Annotated in this window: 9 protein-coding genes and 2 pseudogenes; 8 read left to right on the top strand and 3 right to left on the bottom strand. The window is 61.9% G+C overall.

Annotated elements, in window-relative coordinates; translation table 11 throughout:
- Positions 1–41: 41 nt before the first annotated feature.
- From C4J92_RS27460 to C4J92_RS11430, 4 genes and pseudogenes are all read left to right on the top strand, one after another.
- Positions 42–578, top strand: a pseudogene (locus C4J92_RS27460) (methyl-accepting chemotaxis protein); the annotation flags it as partial.
- Between the two features lie 452 nt (positions 579–1,030).
- Positions 1,031–2,362, top strand: a complete 1,332-nt coding sequence (locus tag C4J92_RS11440; protein ID WP_124403898.1) for an IS110 family transposase — start codon at positions 1,031–1,033, stop codon at positions 2,360–2,362.
- A 241-nt stretch (positions 2,363–2,603) separates the two neighbouring features.
- Positions 2,604–5,012: a glucose/quinate/shikimate family membrane-bound PQQ-dependent dehydrogenase gene (locus tag C4J92_RS11435; RefSeq protein WP_124403897.1), complete on the top strand. Its 2,409-nt coding sequence runs from the start codon at positions 2,604–2,606 to the stop codon at positions 5,010–5,012.
- A gap of 57 nt (positions 5,013–5,069) precedes the next feature.
- Positions 5,070–6,335 carry a carbohydrate porin gene (locus C4J92_RS11430; RefSeq protein WP_124403896.1) on the top strand — a complete coding sequence of 422 codons (1,266 nt, stop codon included), beginning with the start codon at positions 5,070–5,072 and terminating at the stop codon, positions 6,333–6,335.
- On the opposite strand, the gene C4J92_RS11425 is transcribed toward C4J92_RS11430, so the two are convergent.
- The gene (locus C4J92_RS11425; RefSeq protein ID WP_124403895.1) at positions 6,332–7,507 is read right to left on the bottom strand and encodes a XylR family transcriptional regulator; all 1,176 of its coding nucleotides are present in this window, start codon (positions 7,505–7,507) and stop codon (positions 6,332–6,334) included. The genes C4J92_RS11430 and C4J92_RS11425 overlap by 4 nt on opposite strands.
- A 139-nt stretch (positions 7,508–7,646) precedes the next feature.
- Between C4J92_RS11425 and xylA the strand changes: the two are divergent.
- The 4 genes and pseudogenes from xylA (at position 7,647) to C4J92_RS11405 (ending at position 13,030) form a co-directional block, all read left to right on the top strand.
- Positions 7,647–8,962: pseudogene (gene xylA / locus C4J92_RS11420) on the top strand (xylose isomerase).
- Between the two features lie 221 nt (positions 8,963–9,183).
- Complete coding sequence (gene xylF / locus C4J92_RS11415; protein ID WP_124370398.1) at positions 9,184–10,185, top strand: D-xylose ABC transporter substrate-binding protein; 1,002 nt, start codon at positions 9,184–9,186, stop codon at positions 10,183–10,185.
- 163 nt (positions 10,186–10,348) lie between these two features.
- Positions 10,349–11,893 carry a D-xylose ABC transporter ATP-binding protein gene (xylG, locus tag C4J92_RS11410; protein WP_124403894.1) on the top strand — a complete coding sequence of 515 codons (1,545 nt, stop codon included), beginning with the start codon at positions 10,349–10,351 and terminating at the stop codon, positions 11,891–11,893.
- A complete protein-coding gene (locus C4J92_RS11405; RefSeq protein WP_124366683.1) occupies positions 11,894–13,030 on the top strand; it encodes a sugar ABC transporter permease in 1,137 nt (378 codons plus the stop codon).
- 159 nt (positions 13,031–13,189) lie between these two features.
- Here the strand turns inward: C4J92_RS11405 and C4J92_RS11400 are convergent, their stop codons facing one another.
- Both C4J92_RS11400 and C4J92_RS11390 read right to left on the bottom strand, forming a co-directional pair.
- Positions 13,190–14,617 carry an efflux transporter outer membrane subunit gene (locus tag C4J92_RS11400; protein WP_124403893.1) on the bottom strand — a complete coding sequence of 476 codons (1,428 nt, stop codon included), beginning with the start codon at positions 14,615–14,617 and terminating at the stop codon, positions 13,190–13,192.
- Positions 14,618–14,772: 155 nt separating this feature from the next.
- Entirely contained in the window at positions 14,773–17,880 is a 3,108-nt protein-coding gene (locus C4J92_RS11390; RefSeq protein ID WP_124403891.1) for an efflux RND transporter permease subunit, read from the bottom strand.
- Positions 17,881–17,922: the final 42 nt, after the last annotated feature.

Below are 17,922 nucleotides of genomic sequence, written 5' to 3'. Positions count from 1 at the left end.
TCAGCGAAGACTTGCAGAAATCCACGCAGACCATGCAGTTGCTCGAACAAGACAGCCAGAACATCAACGCCATCCTCGATACCATCCGCTCGATTGCCGAACAGACCAACCTGCTGGCGCTTAACGCTGCGATTGAAGCCGCACGCGCCGGCGATCAGGGCCGAGGGTTCGCCGTGGTCGCCGACGAAGTCCGCGCCCTCGCCCGCCGCACTGCCGACTCCACCGGCGAGATCGACAGCCTGCTGGGCAATCTTGCCCGCCGTACCAAGGAAGTCACCCAGCAGATGCAAAGCAGCCTGCAGGGCTCGCACACCAGCGTGGAACGCATCCAGCAGGCCCGCGACAGCTTCGACAAGATTCGCGGTTCGGTGGACTCGATTCGCGACCAGAACACCCAGATCGCCACCGCCGCCGAAGAGCAGCACCAAGTGGCCGAAGAGATCAACCGGCACATCGCGCAGATTCATGCCGATGCGCAGTTGGTTGAAGAGTTTGCGCATACGGCGCAGAGCGGGTCGGGGCGTTTGACCGACATTTCCGGTCAGCTCAACGGCCTGGTGGGCCGCTTCAAGTTCTAAAGCCAACGCAGATACAAATGTGGGAGGGGGCTTGCCCCCGATAGCAGAGTGTCAGTCACTGCATCTGTGCCTGAAACACCGCTATCGGGAGCAAGCCCCCTCCCACATTTGATTTGCGTACATCCGGCAATTCTTGCATCTGGGGCACCGCGCTGGAGTGGATGAAACCCTCAAATAGCCTGGCGAACACGGTTAAACATGTGGGAGGTCCCACTAAGTCTTCGACGTAGCGCTGTCGCGCATCAAACTGGTTCATCGTAAGGTTGAAGAACGCGTGCGGGGCAAAGGCCGTAGCCAACACTGGTGTGACAGCACCCGAGTGGGAGAGTGGCCTGCACGGTATCGGCGTGGAGTCATTGTCGGCACAGCAAAGCTGTGACCACGTATAAGAGAGTGAATCCGCTCGCCACCGTGTACCCCGCCCGCGTCGTTCAATCCTGCGAGGAATTGTCATGACGCGCAAGAACCAAAAGCGTTTTGAGGTTATCCATCCGGACTGCGCTGCCGTTGATGTGGGCGGCAGTGAGCATTTGGCCGCTGTTGATCCGACCAAATGCGATGATCCGGTCAAGCGGTTTTCAACCTTCACCGATGATTTGCATGCCATGGCCGATTGGTTTGAATCCATGGGCGTCAAGGTGGTGGCGATGGAGGCGACTGGAGTTTATTGGATCCCGCTCTTTGAAATACTCGATAGACGAGGGTTTGAAGTCTATCTCGTGAATTCCCGTGCGACTCGGCAAATAACCGGTCGCAAGTCCGACGTACTGGATTGTCAGTGGATCCTTCAGCTCATGACGCACGGTCTGCTGCGAGGTGCTTTTCGACCCTCGGACGATGTGTGTTCATTGCGCTCACTGGTCCGTCAGCGTGGCAATAAGGTCCGTGACCAAGCCAAGGCCCTTAACCGGATGCAAAAGGCTTTGGTCCAGATGAACATCCAACTGGCTCAAGTCATCAGCAACATTGCCGGGGTGACAGGCATGAGTATTTTGCGGGCAATCGTTAATGGAGAACGTGATCCCGAAGTACTTGCCATGCTCAGAGACAAGCGCGTCAAAGCCGACCAGGCCACTGTCGCCCGAAGTTTGCGGGGTAACTGGCGAGCTGAGCATTTGCATGCACTGAGTCAGGAACTGGCGGCTTACGACTTCCTTGAAAAACAGATTGGTGAATGCGACCAAGCCATCGCCTTTGCACTTGAACGGTTGCCTGTTCTTCAAGACGAGGTCGTGCTCCCAGCTAAAACGCTGCGCAACCCACACCGCTCCACTGAGCAGCAATTGACCCTGCACCGAGCGCTGAATAAGGTGATGGGGGTGGATTTAACCGCAATTCCTACCATCGGCATCGATACGGCTTTAGTTTTGGCTAGCGAATTGGGATCGGACTTGTCACGGTTTCCGACCTCACAGCACTTCTGTTCCTGGCTGGGCCTCGCGCCGCCAACGCGAATTTCGGGAGGAAAACCCTTGCCCGGAAAATCTCTAAAAGTGATTAACCGAGCTGCACAGGCTTTAAAGCAAGCCGCTTCTATCGCACGCAATGATAAAAGCTTTATCGGAGCAAGCCATCGGGCGCGCCTAACCCGAATGGATACCTGCTGCGCAATCAAGGCGACAGCGCATCAACTGGCCCGGCTGATTTACGCGATGCTGACTAAAGGTCAACCGTACGTTGAAAAAGGAATCGAGGAGTTTGAAGAAAAAAGCCGTGACCGGCAGATGCGCGCCTTGGAGCGCAAGGCGCGTAAGTTGGGAATGCAGTTGGTTAAAGCGGCTTGAAATTAAGAGCAAAAACAATGAGTTATTTTTTGTTTGATAAGAGGGGGCTTGCCCCCGATAGCAGAGTGTCAGTCGCTGCATCTGCGTCTGAAACACCGCTATCGGGGGCAAGCCCCTCCCACATTGGCCTGCGCCCATCATCGCAGCATCGGTAACAGTCTATTGCGCCGCGCAATGTACTAACTGGTTACTTATCTTGCTAAAATCGCGCTTTGCCCTCTCTCACTCGAGTCTTTTCGACATGAAACGAGCATCGCGCGCCGCTGGCGTCTCACGTTTTCTTCTGCTGGGCCTGGGCGTAATCATCGCCCTGCTCGGCCTTGCGCTCGCCGTCGGCGGCGCCAAACTGGTCAGCCTGGGAGGTTCCTGGTACTTCCTGGTCGGTGGCGTGGTCATGGCCATTGCCGGGCTGTTGATTGCCCGGCGCAAGCCGGCGGGCGCCTGGTGGTTCGCGGCGTTTCTGGTCGGCACGGCCGTCTGGGCCGTGGCCGATGTAGGCCTGGTGTACTGGCCGCTGTTCTCGCGACTGTTCATGTTTGCGGTGATCGGCATTGTGGTTGCGCTGGTCTATCCATTGCTGGTCGGCAAACCGGCGCGGGGCGCGTATGGCGTTGCTGCCGTGCTGGCGCTGGGCGCGGCGGTGGCGGCGGGCAATATGTTCGTCGCTCACCCAAGCGTAGCGCCGACCGGCGCCGGCCCTGGCATCACCCCGGTGGCTGCGGCCGACGCCCAGAAAGACTGGGCACACTACGGCAACACCGAAGGCGGCAGCCGCTTCGCCGCGCTGGACCAGATCAATCGCGACAACATCGACAAGCTCAAAGTCGCCTGGACCTACCGCACCGGTGACGTGGCCATCAGCGACGGCAACGGCGCAGAAGACCAACTCACCCCTCTGCAGATCGGCAACAAAGTGTTCATCTGCACCCCGCACAACAACCTCATCGCGCTAGACGCCGACACCGGCAAGGAGCTGTGGAAGAACGAGATCAATGCCCAATCGGCGGTCTGGCAGCGCTGCCGTGGCATGGCCTACTTCGACGCGACTGCGCCGATTGCCCAGCCGACCCAACCGAACAGTTCGCCGGTCATTGCCGCCAGCGTGCCCGCCGGTGCGCAATGCCAGCGGCGCCTGCTGACCAATACCATCGATGCACGTCTGATCGCCGTGGATGCCGACACCGGCAAATTCTGCGAAGACTTCGGCACCCACGGCCAGGTAGATCTGAAAGCAGGGCTGGGCAATGTCCCGGACAGCTACTACCAATTGTCTTCCGCGCCGTTGATGGCCGGTACCACCGTGGTGGTGGGCGGACGCGTGGCCGATAACGTGCAAACCGATATGCCGGGCGGCGTGATCCGTGGGTTCGATGTGATCAGCGGCCAAATGCGCTGGGCGTTCGACCCCGGCAACCCGCAAGACAAGCAGGCGCCGGCCGACGGCAGCACCTATGTGCGCAGTACGCCTAACAGCTGGGCGCCGATGTCCTACGACCCGCTGATGAACACGGTTTTCCTGCCGATGGGCAGCTCATCCACCGACATCTACGGTGTGGAACGCACCGAGCTCAATCATAAATACGGCGCTTCGGTACTGGCGCTGGACGCCTCCACCGGCGCAGAAAAATGGGTCTACCAGACGGTTCACAATGACCTGTGGGACTTCGACCTGCCGATGCAACCGAGCCTGATCGATTTCACCCCGCCCGGCAGCGACAAGGCCGTACCTGCGGTGGTGATCGGCACCAAGGCCGGGCAGATCTACGTGCTCGACCGCGCCACCGGCAAGCCGTTGACCGACGTGCAGGAAGTGCCGGTGAAAGCCGCGAACATTCCCAACGAGCCGTATTCCCCCACCCAGCCCAAATCAGTGGGCATGCCGCAGATCGGCGCGCAGACCCTGACTGAATCGGACATGTGGGGCGCCACGCCCTATGACCAGTTGCTGTGCCGCATCGACTTCAAGGGCATGCGTTACGACGGCCTGTACACCGCGCCGGGTACCGATAAATCCCTGAGTTTCCCGGGCTCCCTGGGCGGCATGAACTGGGGCAGTATTTCCACCGACCCGGTGCACGGTTTTATCTTCGTCAACGATATGCGCCTGGGCCTGTGGATCCAGATGGTGCCGTCGCAGAACAAGGCCCTGGCCGCCTCCGGTGGCGAAGCGCTGAACACCGGCATGGGCGCCGTGCCGCTCAAGGGCACGCCATATGCGGTGAACAAGAACCGCTTCCTGTCGGTGGCCGGCATTCCGTGCCAGGCGCCGCCGTTCGGCACCTTGACCGCCATCGACATGAAGACGCAAAAAATCGCCTGGCAAGTACCGGTCGGCACCGTTGAAGACACCGGTCCCCTGGGCATCCGCATGCACCTGCCGATCAAAGTAGGCCTGCCGACCCTCGGCGGTACGCTGTCGACCCAGGGTGGCCTGATCTTCATCGCCGGCACCCAGGATTTCTACCTGCGCGCCTTCAACAGCGGCAACGGTGATGAAATCTGGAAAGCCCGCCTGCCGGTCGGCAGCCAGGGCGGCCCGATGACCTACGTGTCGCCGAAAACCGGCAAGCAATACATCGTCGTCACCGCTGGCGGTGCGCGCCAGTCCACCGACCGTGGCGACTACGTGATCGCCTACGCCTTGCCGTAACCACCCTCTGTTCGCGCGGTGCGCCCGCACCGAGCTTTGTGTCTGGAAAATCCCCGCATGAACCCTACTTCTCATATCGCCCTTGGGCGCCTGGTGCTGGGCCTGGCCTTTGCTGCCGCCCTGCCCGTCCAGGCCGACGACACCACCCTGACCGGCGACTGGGGCGGCCTGCGCCGTGAACTCGACGAACAGGGCGTACGCTTCACCGGCGACTACAGCGGCGAGACCGCCTACAACGCCCACGGCGGCCAGCATCGCTCGGCGCGCTATTCGCAGAATCTCAAACTCGGTGTGCAGTTCGACCTGGGCAAGCTCTACGGTTTCACCCATGGCGACCGCATCCAGCTGACCATCAACGACCGGCGCGGCAACAGCGCCTCCGATGACCTGGTGGGCAACCGCCTGCCGATCCAGGAAAATTATGGCGGCCTGTATACGCGCCTCACCGAACTGAGCTATGAGCGCACGCTGTTCACCCCGGCGCTCAACGTCAAGCTCGGCTACATGGCCATGGGCAACGATCTCGGCGGCCTGGACAGCGGCATCCTGTGCAATTTCATGAACGCCGGTTTCTGCGGGCATCCGCTAAACATGTCGGGCGGCAGCGGCTGGGCCAACTACCCGAACGCGCACTTGGGCGCGCGGGTTAAATACGACTTTTCGCCGAGCTGGCAACTGCGCGTGGCGGCGTTCAATGTCGACCCGTCCAGCAACGGTAATTCCAGCCGCGCCTGGCACCTGGGGCCCAAGCACACCACCGGCACCGTGGTGCCCATCGAGCTGATCTACAAACACCCCGGCAGCCTGCCGGGGGAATACAAGCTGGGTTACTACTACGACAGCTCCGATGTAAAACGCATCGGCAGCGACAAGGAGGTCAGCGGTCGCGGCGGCCACTACCTGTTGATCGACCAGGCCGTGTGGGCCTCCCAGTCATCCCAGGGCCGCAGCCTGCACGCCTTTGGCCAGTATTCGGCGGCCAGCGCGGCGGCGTCGCCGTTCAGCAAGTGGTATGGCGCTGGGGTGGTGCTGTACAAACCGTTCGAGGGCCGCCCGCGTGACACCGTCGCCCTGGGGTATGGCCGCGCGGTGCCGAACCCGCGCAGTCGCGACGTGCAGGCGCTTGCCGCGTTCAATGCCGACCGCCCCTACCCTGGCCTCGACAGCGCCGAGCAGTTGATCGAACTCAGTTATGGCTATCAGGCCACGCCCTGGCTGACCCTGCGACCGGACGTGCAATACATCATCGAACCGGGGGCGTTCTCCGGAGAAAGCATCGACGATGCGCTGATCCTGGGTTTGCAAGTCAAGGCGGTGTTCTAAGCCGCGCCTTGCTGGTACTGCCTCGGCGTACACCCGTACTCACGACGAAACACCGTGTGCAGGTATTGCGCCGATGTGAACCCGCAGGTCTGCGCGATATCGGCAATCGCCAGCGCCTGGTTTTCCAGGCCCTTGGCGGCGGCGGCAAGTTTGAAGCGCAGGATCTCATCGTGCACGCTGCACCCGCGCACCTTGCGAAAGTGCGACTCCAACGATGAACGCGACACCCCGACATACGCCGCCACCTGCGCAGTCTTGATGCCCTGGCACGCATACTGGCGAATGAACAGCAGGGCCTGCATCACATAGGGATTGCCCAACGGTTGATGCAGGCTGGAGGCCTGCACGTTGATCGCGTCCGGCGGCACCAGCACCTGCGTACCTGCACAGGGTTTGCCATGCAGCATCTGGTGCAGCAGCGCGGCGGCGGTGCGGCCCATGGTCTCGGTGCCCTGGATCACCGAACTGAGCGGCACCCGCGTCAGGGTGCGGGTCAGCGGGTCGTTGTCGATACCGATCAGCGCCACTTCCTCAGGCACTGCAATGCCCGCCGTCAGGCAAGCTTGCAGCAGTTGCCGGGCGCGGGCATCGGTCACCGCAATAATGCCGATGGGCTTGGGCAGGCTGTGCAGCCAGGCAATCTGCTGCTCAACCGCGCTGTCCCATAACGGCGCGCTGGTACCCAGGCCACGGTACACCTCGACATGCAGGCCATCGCGCTGCATCAAGCGGCGAAAGGCCTTCTCACGCTCCTGTGCCCAGCGATTGGCCTGGGCTTCGGGCAGGCTGAAACAGGCAAACCGCGTCAGCCCGGCCTCGATCAGGTGCTCGTAGGCCAGCTTCATCAACGCATGGTTATCGGTCGCCACATAGGGAATGCCCTTGGGGTATTGGCCGGCGTCCTCATACGAACCACCCACCGCCACCACCGGTATTCGGCTCCCGGCCAACGCTTCGCCGATCAGCGGGTCATCGAAGTCGGCGATGATGCCATCGCCCTGCCAACGCTCGATGCCGCGCAACCGGCAGAGAAAATCTTCTTCCAGAAACAAATCCCAGGACGCCCGGGTGCTGCTCAGGTAATTGCCGATGCCGGCGATGATGCCACGGTCGTAGATTTTGCTGCCGTTGAAGAGCAAGGCGATGCGGTGAACGGGCGGTAGGGTTTTCATTGTTTTTGTCCTGGGGCCGGTTGAGACAGACTAGACCTCGCTGCACAAAATCGCACCATCCCTTGGTGATTTTCATAATCAGCAGCCCCAGTGCCGTTGCTAGTATCCAGACACCGCCAAGAACAATAAGGAAAACGCCATGCCGTACTTCCCCGGTGTCGAGCAGGTTCGCTTCGAAGGCCCTGCCAGCGACGCCCCTCTCGCCTTTCGCCACTACGACGCCAACAAGTTGATCCTCGGCAAACCCATGCGTGAGCACCTGCGCATGGCCGCCTGTTACTGGCACACCTTTGTGTGGCCGGGGCGGATATGTTTGGCGTGGGCACCTTCAAGCGGCCGTGGCAGCGCAGCGGTGATCCGATGGAGTTGGCCATCGGCAAAGCGGACGCGGCCTTCGAGTTCTTCTCCAAGCTGGGCATCGATTACTACAGTTTTCACGACACTGACGTGGCGCCCGAAGGCAGCTCGCTCAAGGAATATCGCAACCACTTTGCGCAGATGGTCGATCACCTGGAGCGTCATCAGGAACAGACCGGTATCAAGCTGCTGTGGGGCACCGCCAATTGCTTCAGCAACCCGCGCTTTGCCGCTGGTGCCGCGAGCAACCCCGACCCAGAGGTGTTCGCCTACGCCGCTGCCCAGGTGTTCAGCGCGATGAATGCCACGCTGCGGCTCAAGGGCTCCAACTATGTGCTGTGGGGCGGCCGTGAAGGCTATGAAACCCTGCTCAATACCGACCTCAAGCGCGAGCGTGAACAGCTCGGCCGGTTCATGCGCATGGTGGTGGAACACAAACACAAGATCGGCTTCAAGGGCGACCTGTTGATCGAGCCCAAGCCTCAGGAGCCGACCAAGCACCAGTACGATTATGACAGCGCCACGGTATTCGGCTTCCTGCATGAGTACGGCCTGGAACACGAGATCAAGGTGAACATCGAGGCCAACCACGCGACGCTGGCCGGGCACAGCTTTCATCATGAGATCGCCACCGCCGTATCCCTGGGGATTTTCGGCAGCATCGACGCCAACCGTGGCGACCCGCAGAACGGCTGGGACACTGACCAATTCCCCAACAGCGTCGAGGAAATGACCCTGGCCACCTATGAGATTCTCAAGGCCGGCGGGTTCAAGAACGGCGGCTACAATTTCGATTCCAAAGTCCGCCGCCAGAGCCTGGATGATGTGGACCTGTTCCACGGCCACGTAGCGGCTATGGATGTACTGGCCCTGGCCTTGGAACGCGCGGCGGCGATGGTGCAGAACGACCGGCTGCAGCAGTTCAAGGACCAGCGTTATGCCGGCTGGGACCAACCCCTGGGCAAAGCGGTATTGGCGGGCGAGTTCAGCCTGGAATCTTTGGCCGACCATGCGTTTGCCAACGAACTGGACCCACAGGCCGTGAGTGGACGGCAGGAGATGCTGGAGGGGGTTGTGAACCGATTTATCTACACCTGACGCCTCTCTGTAGGAGCGAGCTTGCTCGCGAAGAACGCAAGAACGACACGGTTAACCCAGTGTGTCGCGTTATCGTTGACGTTCTTCGCGAGCAAGCTCGCTCCTACAGAGGGGCAGTGACATTTGCGCGACAAATCTATGCACAGAGCGTCCAAGGACGCTCTACAGTTTCAGGCGCACCACGCTGTGTCTTTCCAACAACAATAAAAGGACGCACCACCATGAAGTCATTCAAACGTACCCTGCTCGCCACCGCCCTGGCCCTGCTCGCCCTGCCGGTGATGGCCGATTCGGCGCACCCGAAAATCGGTTTTTCCATCGACGACCTGCGCCTGGAACGCTGGTCTCGAGACCGCGATTACTTCGTCGCAGCGGCGGAAAAGCTCGATGCCAAGGTGTTCGTGCAATCGGCCGATGCCAACGAGCAGAAGCAGATCTCGCAGATCGAAAACCTCATCTCCCGTGGCGTCGACGTGATCGTTATCGTGCCGTTCAATGCCACGGTGTTGACCAACGCGGTCGCCGAAGCCAAGAAGGCCGGGATCAAAGTCGTGTCTTACGACCGGCTGATCCTCAACGCGGACATCGACGCCTACATTTCCTTCGATAACGAAAAGGTCGGCGAAATGCAGGCCAACGGCGTGCTGCAAGCGGCGCCCAAAGGCAATTACTTCCTGCTCGGCGGCGCGCCCACCGACAACAACGCCAAGGTGCTGCGCGAAGGCCAGATGAAAGTGCTGCAGCCGGCCATCGACAAGGGCGATATCAAGATTGTCGGCCAGCAGTGGGTCAAGGAATGGAACCCCACCGAGGCGCTGAGCATCGTCGAGAACGCCCTGACCCGCAATAACAACAAGATCGACGCCATCGTCGCCTCCAACGACGCCACCGCCGGCGGTGCGATCCAGGCCCTGGCCGCGCAGAAGCTGGCGGGCAAAGTGCCGATTTCCGGCCAGGACGCTGACCTGGCGGCGATCAAGCGCGTGATCGACGGCACCCAGACCATGACCGTCTACAAGCCGCTCAAGTTGATCGCCACCGAGGCGGCCAAACTGTCGGTGCAGCTGGCGCGCAATGAAAAGCCCACCTACAGCTCGCAATACGACAATGGCAGCAAGCAGGTAGACACCATCCTGCTCACGCCGACGCCGCTGACCAAGGCCAACATCGACGTGCTGGAGAAGGACGGGTTCTACACCAAAGAGCAGATCGCCGGGCAATGATGACTGCCTCGATAAAACCTCGCCCCCTGTAGGAGCGAGCTTGCTCGCGAAAAACCCGAGAGCGCCGCGTTTATCCAGGAAGCGCGCATTATCGTTGACGTTTTTCGCGAGCAAGCTCGCTCCTACAGGGGTGGGGGCCAGCCTATTTGTGTGAGCCTTTCCCATGTCCGACTACCTGCTGCAAATGAACGGCATCGTCAAAAGCTTTGGCGGTGTCAACGCCCTCAACGGCATCGACATCAAGGTACGGCCGGGGGAATGCGTCGGCCTGTGTGGCGAGAACGGCGCCGGCAAATCCACCTTGATGAAGGTGCTGTCGGCGGTGTACCCGTATGGCACCTGGGAGGGCGAAATCCTTTGGGACGGGCAGCCGCTCAAAGCCCAGTCGATCAGCGAAACCGAGGCCGCCGGCATCGTCATCATCCACCAGGAATTGACCTTGGTGCCAGACCTGTCGGTGGCCGAGAACATCTTCATGGGCCACGAGCTGACCCTGCCCGGTGGGCGCATGAATTACCCGGCGATGCTGCACCGCGCCGAGGCGTTGATGCGCGAACTCAAGGTGCCGGACATGAACGTCGCGCTGCCGGTGTCGCAGTACGGCGGCGGCTACCAGCAACTGGTGGAGATCGCCAAGGCCCTCAACAAACAGGCGCGCCTGCTGATCCTGGACGAGCCCTCTTCGGCCCTGACCCGCTCGGAAATCGAGGTGCTGCTCGACATTATCCGTGACCTCAAGGCCAAGGGCGTGGCCTGTGTGTATATCTCGCACAAGCTCGATGAAGTGGCCGCCGTGTGCGACACCATTACGGTGATTCGCGATGGCAAGCACATCGCGACCACCGCCATGGCCGACATGGACATCCCACGGATCATCACGCAGATGGTCGGCCGCGAGATGAGCAACCTCTACCCCACCGAACCCCACGAGGTGGGCGAGGTGATCTTCGAAGCACGCAACGTCACCTGCTACGACGTCGACAACCCCAGGCGCAAACGCGTCGACGATATTTCGTTTGTGCTCAAGCGCGGTGAAATCCTCGGCATTGCCGGGCTGGTGGGCGCCGGGCGCACGGAACTGGTGTCGGCGCTGTTCGGCGCCTACCCCGGCCGCTACAGCGCCGAGGTATGGCTGGAGGGCCAGGTGATCGACACGCGCACGCCGCTCAAGTCGATTCGCGCGGGGCTGTGCATGGTGCCCGAGGACCGCAAGCGCCAGGGCATCATTCCCGACCTGGGCGTGGGCCAGAACATCACCCTGGCGGTGCTCGACACCTACGCCCACCTGACCCGCATCGACGCCGAGGCCGAACTGGGCAGCATCGATCAGCAGATCGCCCGCATGCACCTCAAGACAGCCAGCCCGTTTCTGCCGATCACCAGCCTGTCCGGTGGCAACCAGCAAAAAGCCGTGCTGGCGAAAATGCTGATGGCCAAGCCCAAGGTGCTGATCCTCGATGAGCCCACGCGCGGGGTGGATGTGGGCGCCAAGTATGAAATCTACAAACTGATGGGCGCGCTGGCGGCCGAGGGAGTATCGATCATCATGGTGTCGTCGGAGCTCGCTGAAGTGCTCGGGGTGTCCAACCGCGTGCTGGTGATCGGCGACGGCCAGTTGCGGGGTGATTTCATCAATCAGGGGCTCACCCAGGAACAGGTGCTCGCCGCTGCGCTCAGCCAAAACAATAATGATCGGAAGACCGCGTAGATGAATCAGGTCAAACACCTTTTCACCCGCTACAAAATGCTCGCCCTGGTGATCGCCGTGGCGTTCATCTGGCTGTTTTTCAGCTGGCAGACCGACGGCGGCTTCCTCACGCCGCGCAACCTGTCCAACCTGCTGCGGCAGATGTCGATCACCGGGATCCTGGCGTGCGGCATGGTGCTGGTGATCATCAGCGGCGAAATCGATTTGTCGGTGGGTTCGTTGCTCGGTTTGCTGGGTGGGCTGGCGGCGATCCTGGATGTGGTGTACCACATCCCGCTGCTGGCCAACCTGAGCCTGGTGGCGTTATGCGGTCTGATGATCGGCCTGGCGAATGGCTACATGACCGCCTACCTGCGCATCCCCTCGTTCATTGTCGGCCTGGGCGGGATGCTGGCGTTTCGCGGGATCTTGCTGGGCATCACCGGCGGCACCACCATCGCACCGGTGTCGCCGTCGCTGGTGTACGTCGGCCAAGGCTACCTGCCGCACACCGTGGGCATCGGCCTGGGTGCAGTGCTGTTCGCGCTGACCCTGTTCCTCACCTGGAAACAACGGCGCAACCGCGCCCTGCATGGCCTGGCCGCGCACTCTCTGATGCGCGACGTACTGCGCGTGGTGCTGATCGGCGCGGTGCTGGCCGGGTTTGTCACCACCCTCAACAGCTACGACGGCATCCCGGTGCCGGTGTTGCTGCTGCTGGTACTGCTCGGCGTGTTCAGCTACGTCACCAGCCAGACCGTGTTCGGCCGCCGCGTGTATGCGGTGGGCAGCAATATGGAAGCCACGCGGCTGTCCGGCATCAACGTGCAGGCGGTGAAACTGTGGATCTTCGGCATCATGGGCGTGATGTGCGCCCTCGCCGGCCTGGTCAACACCGCCCGCCTGGCCGCCGGCTCACCGTCGGCGGGCAATATGGGCGAGCTGGACGCCATCGCAGCGTGCTTCATCGGCGGCACCTCGATGCGCGGCGGGTCGGGCACGGTATATGGCGCCTTGCTCGGGGCGTTGGTGATTACCAGTTTGGATAACGGCATGTCGATGCTTGATGTGGACAGTTACTGGCAGATGATCGTGAAAGGCAGCATCCTGGTGCTGGCGGTGTGGGTGGATGTGAGTACGCGGGCAGGTCGGCGGTAAACCCTGTGGGAGGGGCTTGCCCCCGATGGCGGATTGCCAGTCGATATTCATTCAGCTGATATACCGCTATCGGGGGCAAGCCTCCTCCCACATTGTCCTCATTTTTCCACGGGGATGATCGTTCCAACGCGGGAGCGTGGAAACGATCGGTGTCTGCGGTCAATCCTTCTCGACCAGAGCAGTGTTGCCGTCCCATCCGCCACCCAGCGCCGCAATCAATTGCACGCTCGCCACCAGCCGCGACTGCAGCAAGGTCAATACCGTGCGCTCGTTGCTCAAGGCCGTCGCCTGCACGGTGACCACGTCCAGATAAGCGATCAACCCGGCCTTGTACTGGTTTTCGGTCAACCGCAACGACTCGCGGGCAGCCTCCAGCGCTTCGTTGCTGACTACCGCTTCGTCCGCCAGCACCTTGAGCTGCACCATGTAGTTTTCCACTTCGCGGAACCCATCCAGCACGGTCTGACGGTACTTGGCCACGGTCTCGTCGTAACTGGCCACGCTGCGGTCGACTTCCGCCGAGCGCTGGCCGCCGTCGAACAAGGTCATGGCCAGCTTCGGGCCCACCGACCAGAAGCGGTTCGGCAGGCTGATCCAGTCTGCATAGGTGCTGCTGGAATAGCCCCCCGCCAGGCTCAAGGTCAAGTCGGGGTAATAGGCAGCCTTGGCCACGCCGATATTGGCGTTGGCCGCGATCACCGAGCGTTCCGCCGAGGCAATATCCGGGCGACGCTCCAACAGGTGCGACGGCAGGCCGACGGGAATCTGCGGCAGTGCCGGGATGTCTTTGCTCACGGCCAGGCTGAAATTGGCCGGCGCTTCACCGATCAATACCGCAATGGCGTTTTCCAGCTGCGCGCGCTGCCAGATCAGGTCGATCAGGCTGGCTTGGGTGGTCTTGAACTGGGTTTGCGCCTGGGCGATGGCGTCCTTGCCGGCCACACCGGCGCGGTATTGGTTTTCGGTCATTTGCAGCGAGCGCTGGTAGGTGTCCAGCGTGGCTTGCAGCAAACGGGTCTGTTCGTCCATGACCCGCAACTGCAAATAGCTCTGCACCAGCTCCGACTGTTGGCTCAGGCGCATTGCGGCCAGGTCGGCCGAGCTGGCCTCGGCGCTGGCTTCGTTGGCCTCCAGGCCTCGACGCAATTTGCCCCAGACATCGGCTTCCCAGCTCACGCCCAACTGCGCATTGAGGGTGTCGCGAATACCACTGCTGGAACTGCTGAGGCTGGCGCTGCTGCTACCGGTGCCCTGGCTGGCGCGGGTTTTACCGACGCTCAGGTCGACGCTGGGGTAAAACGCCCCGCGAGCACTGCGCACCAGTGCCTGGGCCTGGCGAAAGCGCGCCTCGGCCTGGGCGACGGTCTGGTTGGATGTGTTGAGGCGCACCACCAGGTCGTTCAGTTGGCGGTCGCCGTACAGCTCCCACCATGCGCCGCGGGCCAGGGAATCGCTTGGATTGGCCTGGCGCCAGCCCTGGGCTTGCTTGAATTGTGCCGGTTCGACCACGGCCGGCCGCTGGTAATCAGGACCGATGGCGCAGGCGCTGAGTAGCACACCAGAGATAACCAGGGTAAGCACCCTCATACCCTTGCCGAGACTGGCGCTGTGGCGAGGGAGCTTGCTCCCGCTGGAGGGCGGAGCACTCCCACGCGCTTTTGGGGCCGCTGCGCAGCCCAGCGGGAGCAAGCTCCCTCGCCACAACAAGCGGGAGCCTACCGGTGAGGGATTGGTTGAATCGGTCATAGCGCAGTGTCCAGGGCAGCATCGGTACGCACGCCGCGCCAGGCATTGAAGCGGTGGCGCGCGCGGTCAAGATAGAGGTAAACCACCGGAGTGGTGTAAAGGGTCAGGATCTGGCTGAACACCAGGCCGCCGATAATGGTCAGGCCCAGGGGCTGGCGCATTTCCGCGCCATCACCGGCGCCGAGCAGCAATGGCAAGGCCCCGAGAATCGCCGCCAGGGTGGTCATCAGGATCGGCCGCAGGCGCAGCAGGCAGGCGCTGCGAATCGACTCCAGCGGGCTCATGCCGTCATGACGCTCAAGCTGCAGCGCCAGGTCGATCATCAGGATCGCGTTTTTCTTCACCACCCCGATCAGCAGGAACAGCCCCAGCAGGGAGATCAGGCTGAACTCCCCGCCCAGCAGGTAGATAGACAGCAACGCGCCAACCCCGGCCGACGGCAAGGTCGACAGAATCGTCAGCGGGTGGATATAGCTTTCATACAGAATGCCCAGCACCAGGTACACCGCCACCAGCGCGCCGAGAATCATGAACGGCTGGCCTTTCTGGGTGGCGGCGAACGCGTCGGCGGTGCCGGCCATCTTGGCGATCACGTCTTCCGGCAGGCCGACCTTGGCAATCGCGCGTTCGATGGCGGCGGTGCCCTGCTCCACCGTGACGCCGGGCGCCATGTCGAACGCGATGTTTTCCGAGGCGAACTGCCCTTCATGGCTGACGCGATCATCGGCCAGGCTGTTCTCATAATGGGCAATGGTCGACAGCGGCACCCGCGCGCCATCGGCGGTGATCACCTGCACCTGGTTGAGGGTGATCGGGTCCTGGGCATATTTGGGATTGACCTCCATCACCACCTGATACTGGTTGAGGCTGTCGTAGATCGTGGAAATCTGCCGCTGGCTGTAGGCGTTATTCAGCACGGAGGTGACCATGTCCATGTCGATACCCAGGCGCTTGGCCTGATCGCGGTCGACGATCAGCGTGACCTGGGCCGCGCCGCGCCCTTCGCGGGCGTCGATGGCGGTCAGCTCCGGCAGTTCACGCATGGCGGCCACCACTTTCGGGTACCACAGGCGCAATGCGGCCAGGTCACCGCTTTGCAGGATGTAGGAGTACTGCGCGCTGGTCTGGTCGCGGCTGCCGCCAAACTGCAGGTCCTGGTCGGCCATCAGGAACAGACGACCGCCCGGCACCAGCGGTACCTCCTTGCGCAAGCGCTCGATCACCGCCTGGGCCGAGACCTTGCGCTCACCGATGGGTTTGAGGCGCACCAGCATCACCGCATTGTTGATGCCGCTGTTGCCGCCGATAAAGCCGGCCACGCTGAGCACCGCCGGGTCCTTGAGCACGGCCTGGCGAAAAATTTCCATCTTCGGCTGCATCACATTGAACGACAGCCCGTCATCGCCGCGCACAAAACCGATCAACTGGCCGGTGTCCTGCTGGGGCATGAAGGTTTTCGGCACCACCACGTACAGCGCGACGTTCACGCCCACGGTGACCAGCAGGCTGAGCAGGGTCAGGCGTCGATGGCGCAGCACCCAGTCCAGGCTGGTGGCATAGGCGGCGACCATGCGCTCGTTGATGCGGTGGCTCCAGCGCTGCAACCCGGTCATGTGCCCTTTGACATGGGGCTTGAGCCAGCGCGCGCAGAGCATCGGGGTCAGGGTCAGCGACACGATCAGCGAGACGATGATCGCCGCCGACAAGGTGATGGAAAACTCACGAAACAGGTTGGTGACAATGCCGCCCATGAACAGGATGGAGAGAAACACCGCCACCAGCGATACGTTCATCGACAGCAAGGTAAAGCCGACTTCCTCGGCGCCCAGGTAGGCGGCCTTCATCGGCGGCACGCCCTCGTCGATATGCCGGGAAATGTTCTCCAGCACCACAATGGCATCGTCCACCACCAGGCCGGTGGCCAGGATCAGCGCCATCAGCGAGAAGTTGTTCAACGAAAACCCGTACAGGTACATCACCGCAAAAGTGCCCACCAGCGACACCGGCACCGCCAGGGTGGGGATCAACGAGGCGCGGAAGTTGCCCAGGAACAGGTACACCACCAGCACCACCAGGGCCACGGCGATCAGCAGGGTCATTTCGGCTTCGTGCAAGGTGGCGGTGATGACCGGCGAACGGTCCATGGCCAGGTTGAGCTTGACGCTGGACGGCAACACCGCCTGCAACGCCGGCAACTGCGCCTTGATCTGCCGCACCGTCTCGATGATGTTGGCGCCGGACTGGCGGTTGATCACCAGCAGCACCGCCGAATCATTGTTGAAAAAACCGCTGTTGTAACGGTCTTCGACGCCATCGCTGATCTTCGCCACATCGCTCAGGCGCAGCGCCGCACCGTTCTGGTAGCGAATCAGCAGCGGCTCATAGTCCTTGGCTTTTTCCAACTGGTCGTTGGCCTGGATCTGCCAGTTGCGCTCGCTGTCTTCCAGGGAGCCTTTGGGCCGGCGCTGGTTGGCGTTGGCGATGGTATTGCGCACATCGTCCAGGGCCACGCCGTACTGGTCGAGGGCCTTGGGCTCCAGTTCGATGCGCACCGCCGGCAGCGAACTGCCGCCGATCTGCACTTCGCCCACCCCCGGCACCTGGGACAGGCTCTGGGACAGGATGGTCGAGGCCAGGTCGTACAGCTGGCCCTTCTGCAACACGTCCGAGGTCAGCGACAGCACCATGATCGGCGCCTGGGACGGGTTGATCTTCTTGTACGTGGGCATGCTGCGCATGCCGCTGGGCAGCAAATTGCGCGACGCATTGATCGCCGCCTGCACTTCCCGCGCCGCGCCGTTGATATCGCGGTCGGAATCGAACGCCAGGATCACTCGCGTAGAGCCCTGGCTCGATGAACTGCTCATGGTGGTGATGCCGGCAATCGCACCGAACGAGCGCTCCAGCGGCGTGGCCACGGTAGACGCCATCACCTCGGGGCTGGCGCCGGGCAAGCTGGCCGACACCACGATCACCGGGAAGTCGATCTGCGGCAACGGCGACACCGGCAGCAGGTTGAAGCTGACGCCGCCGAGCAGCATGATCGCCAGGCTCAGCAGCATCGTGGCCACGGGACGACGGATAAATGGTCCAGAAAGGTTCATGGGGGGGAGCTCCAAGCAGCAAGCTTCAAGCGGCAAGCTAAA

It is taken from the genome of Pseudomonas sp. R3-18-08 (assembly GCF_003852065.1).
GTDB lineage: Bacteria > Pseudomonadota > Gammaproteobacteria > Pseudomonadales > Pseudomonadaceae > Aquipseudomonas.
The sequence above is the reverse complement of the archived record's forward strand: the minus strand, read 5'-3'. Positions and strand labels throughout refer to the sequence as shown.

Coding starts and splice junctions, on each gene's coding strand:
- C4J92_RS11440 (WP_124403898.1), top strand. CDS start 1,031: ATGACGCGCAAGAACCAAAAGCGTTTTGAGGTTATCCATCCGGACTGC.
- C4J92_RS11435 (WP_124403897.1), top strand. CDS start 2,604: ATGAAACGAGCATCGCGCGCCGCTGGCGTCTCACGTTTTCTTCTGCTG.
- C4J92_RS11430 (WP_124403896.1), top strand. CDS start 5,070: ATGAACCCTACTTCTCATATCGCCCTTGGGCGCCTGGTGCTGGGCCTG.
- C4J92_RS11425 (WP_124403895.1), bottom strand. CDS start 7,507: ATGAAAACCCTACCGCCCGTTCACCGCATCGCCTTGCTCTTCAACGGC.
- xylF (WP_124370398.1), top strand. CDS start 9,184: ATGAAGTCATTCAAACGTACCCTGCTCGCCACCGCCCTGGCCCTGCTC.
- xylG (WP_124403894.1), top strand. CDS start 10,349: ATGTCCGACTACCTGCTGCAAATGAACGGCATCGTCAAAAGCTTTGGC.
- C4J92_RS11405 (WP_124366683.1), top strand. CDS start 11,894: ATGAATCAGGTCAAACACCTTTTCACCCGCTACAAAATGCTCGCCCTG.
- C4J92_RS11400 (WP_124403893.1), bottom strand. CDS start 14,617: ATGAGGGTGCTTACCCTGGTTATCTCTGGTGTGCTACTCAGCGCCTGC.
- C4J92_RS11390 (WP_124403891.1), bottom strand. CDS start 17,880: ATGAACCTTTCTGGACCATTTATCCGTCGTCCCGTGGCCACGATGCTG.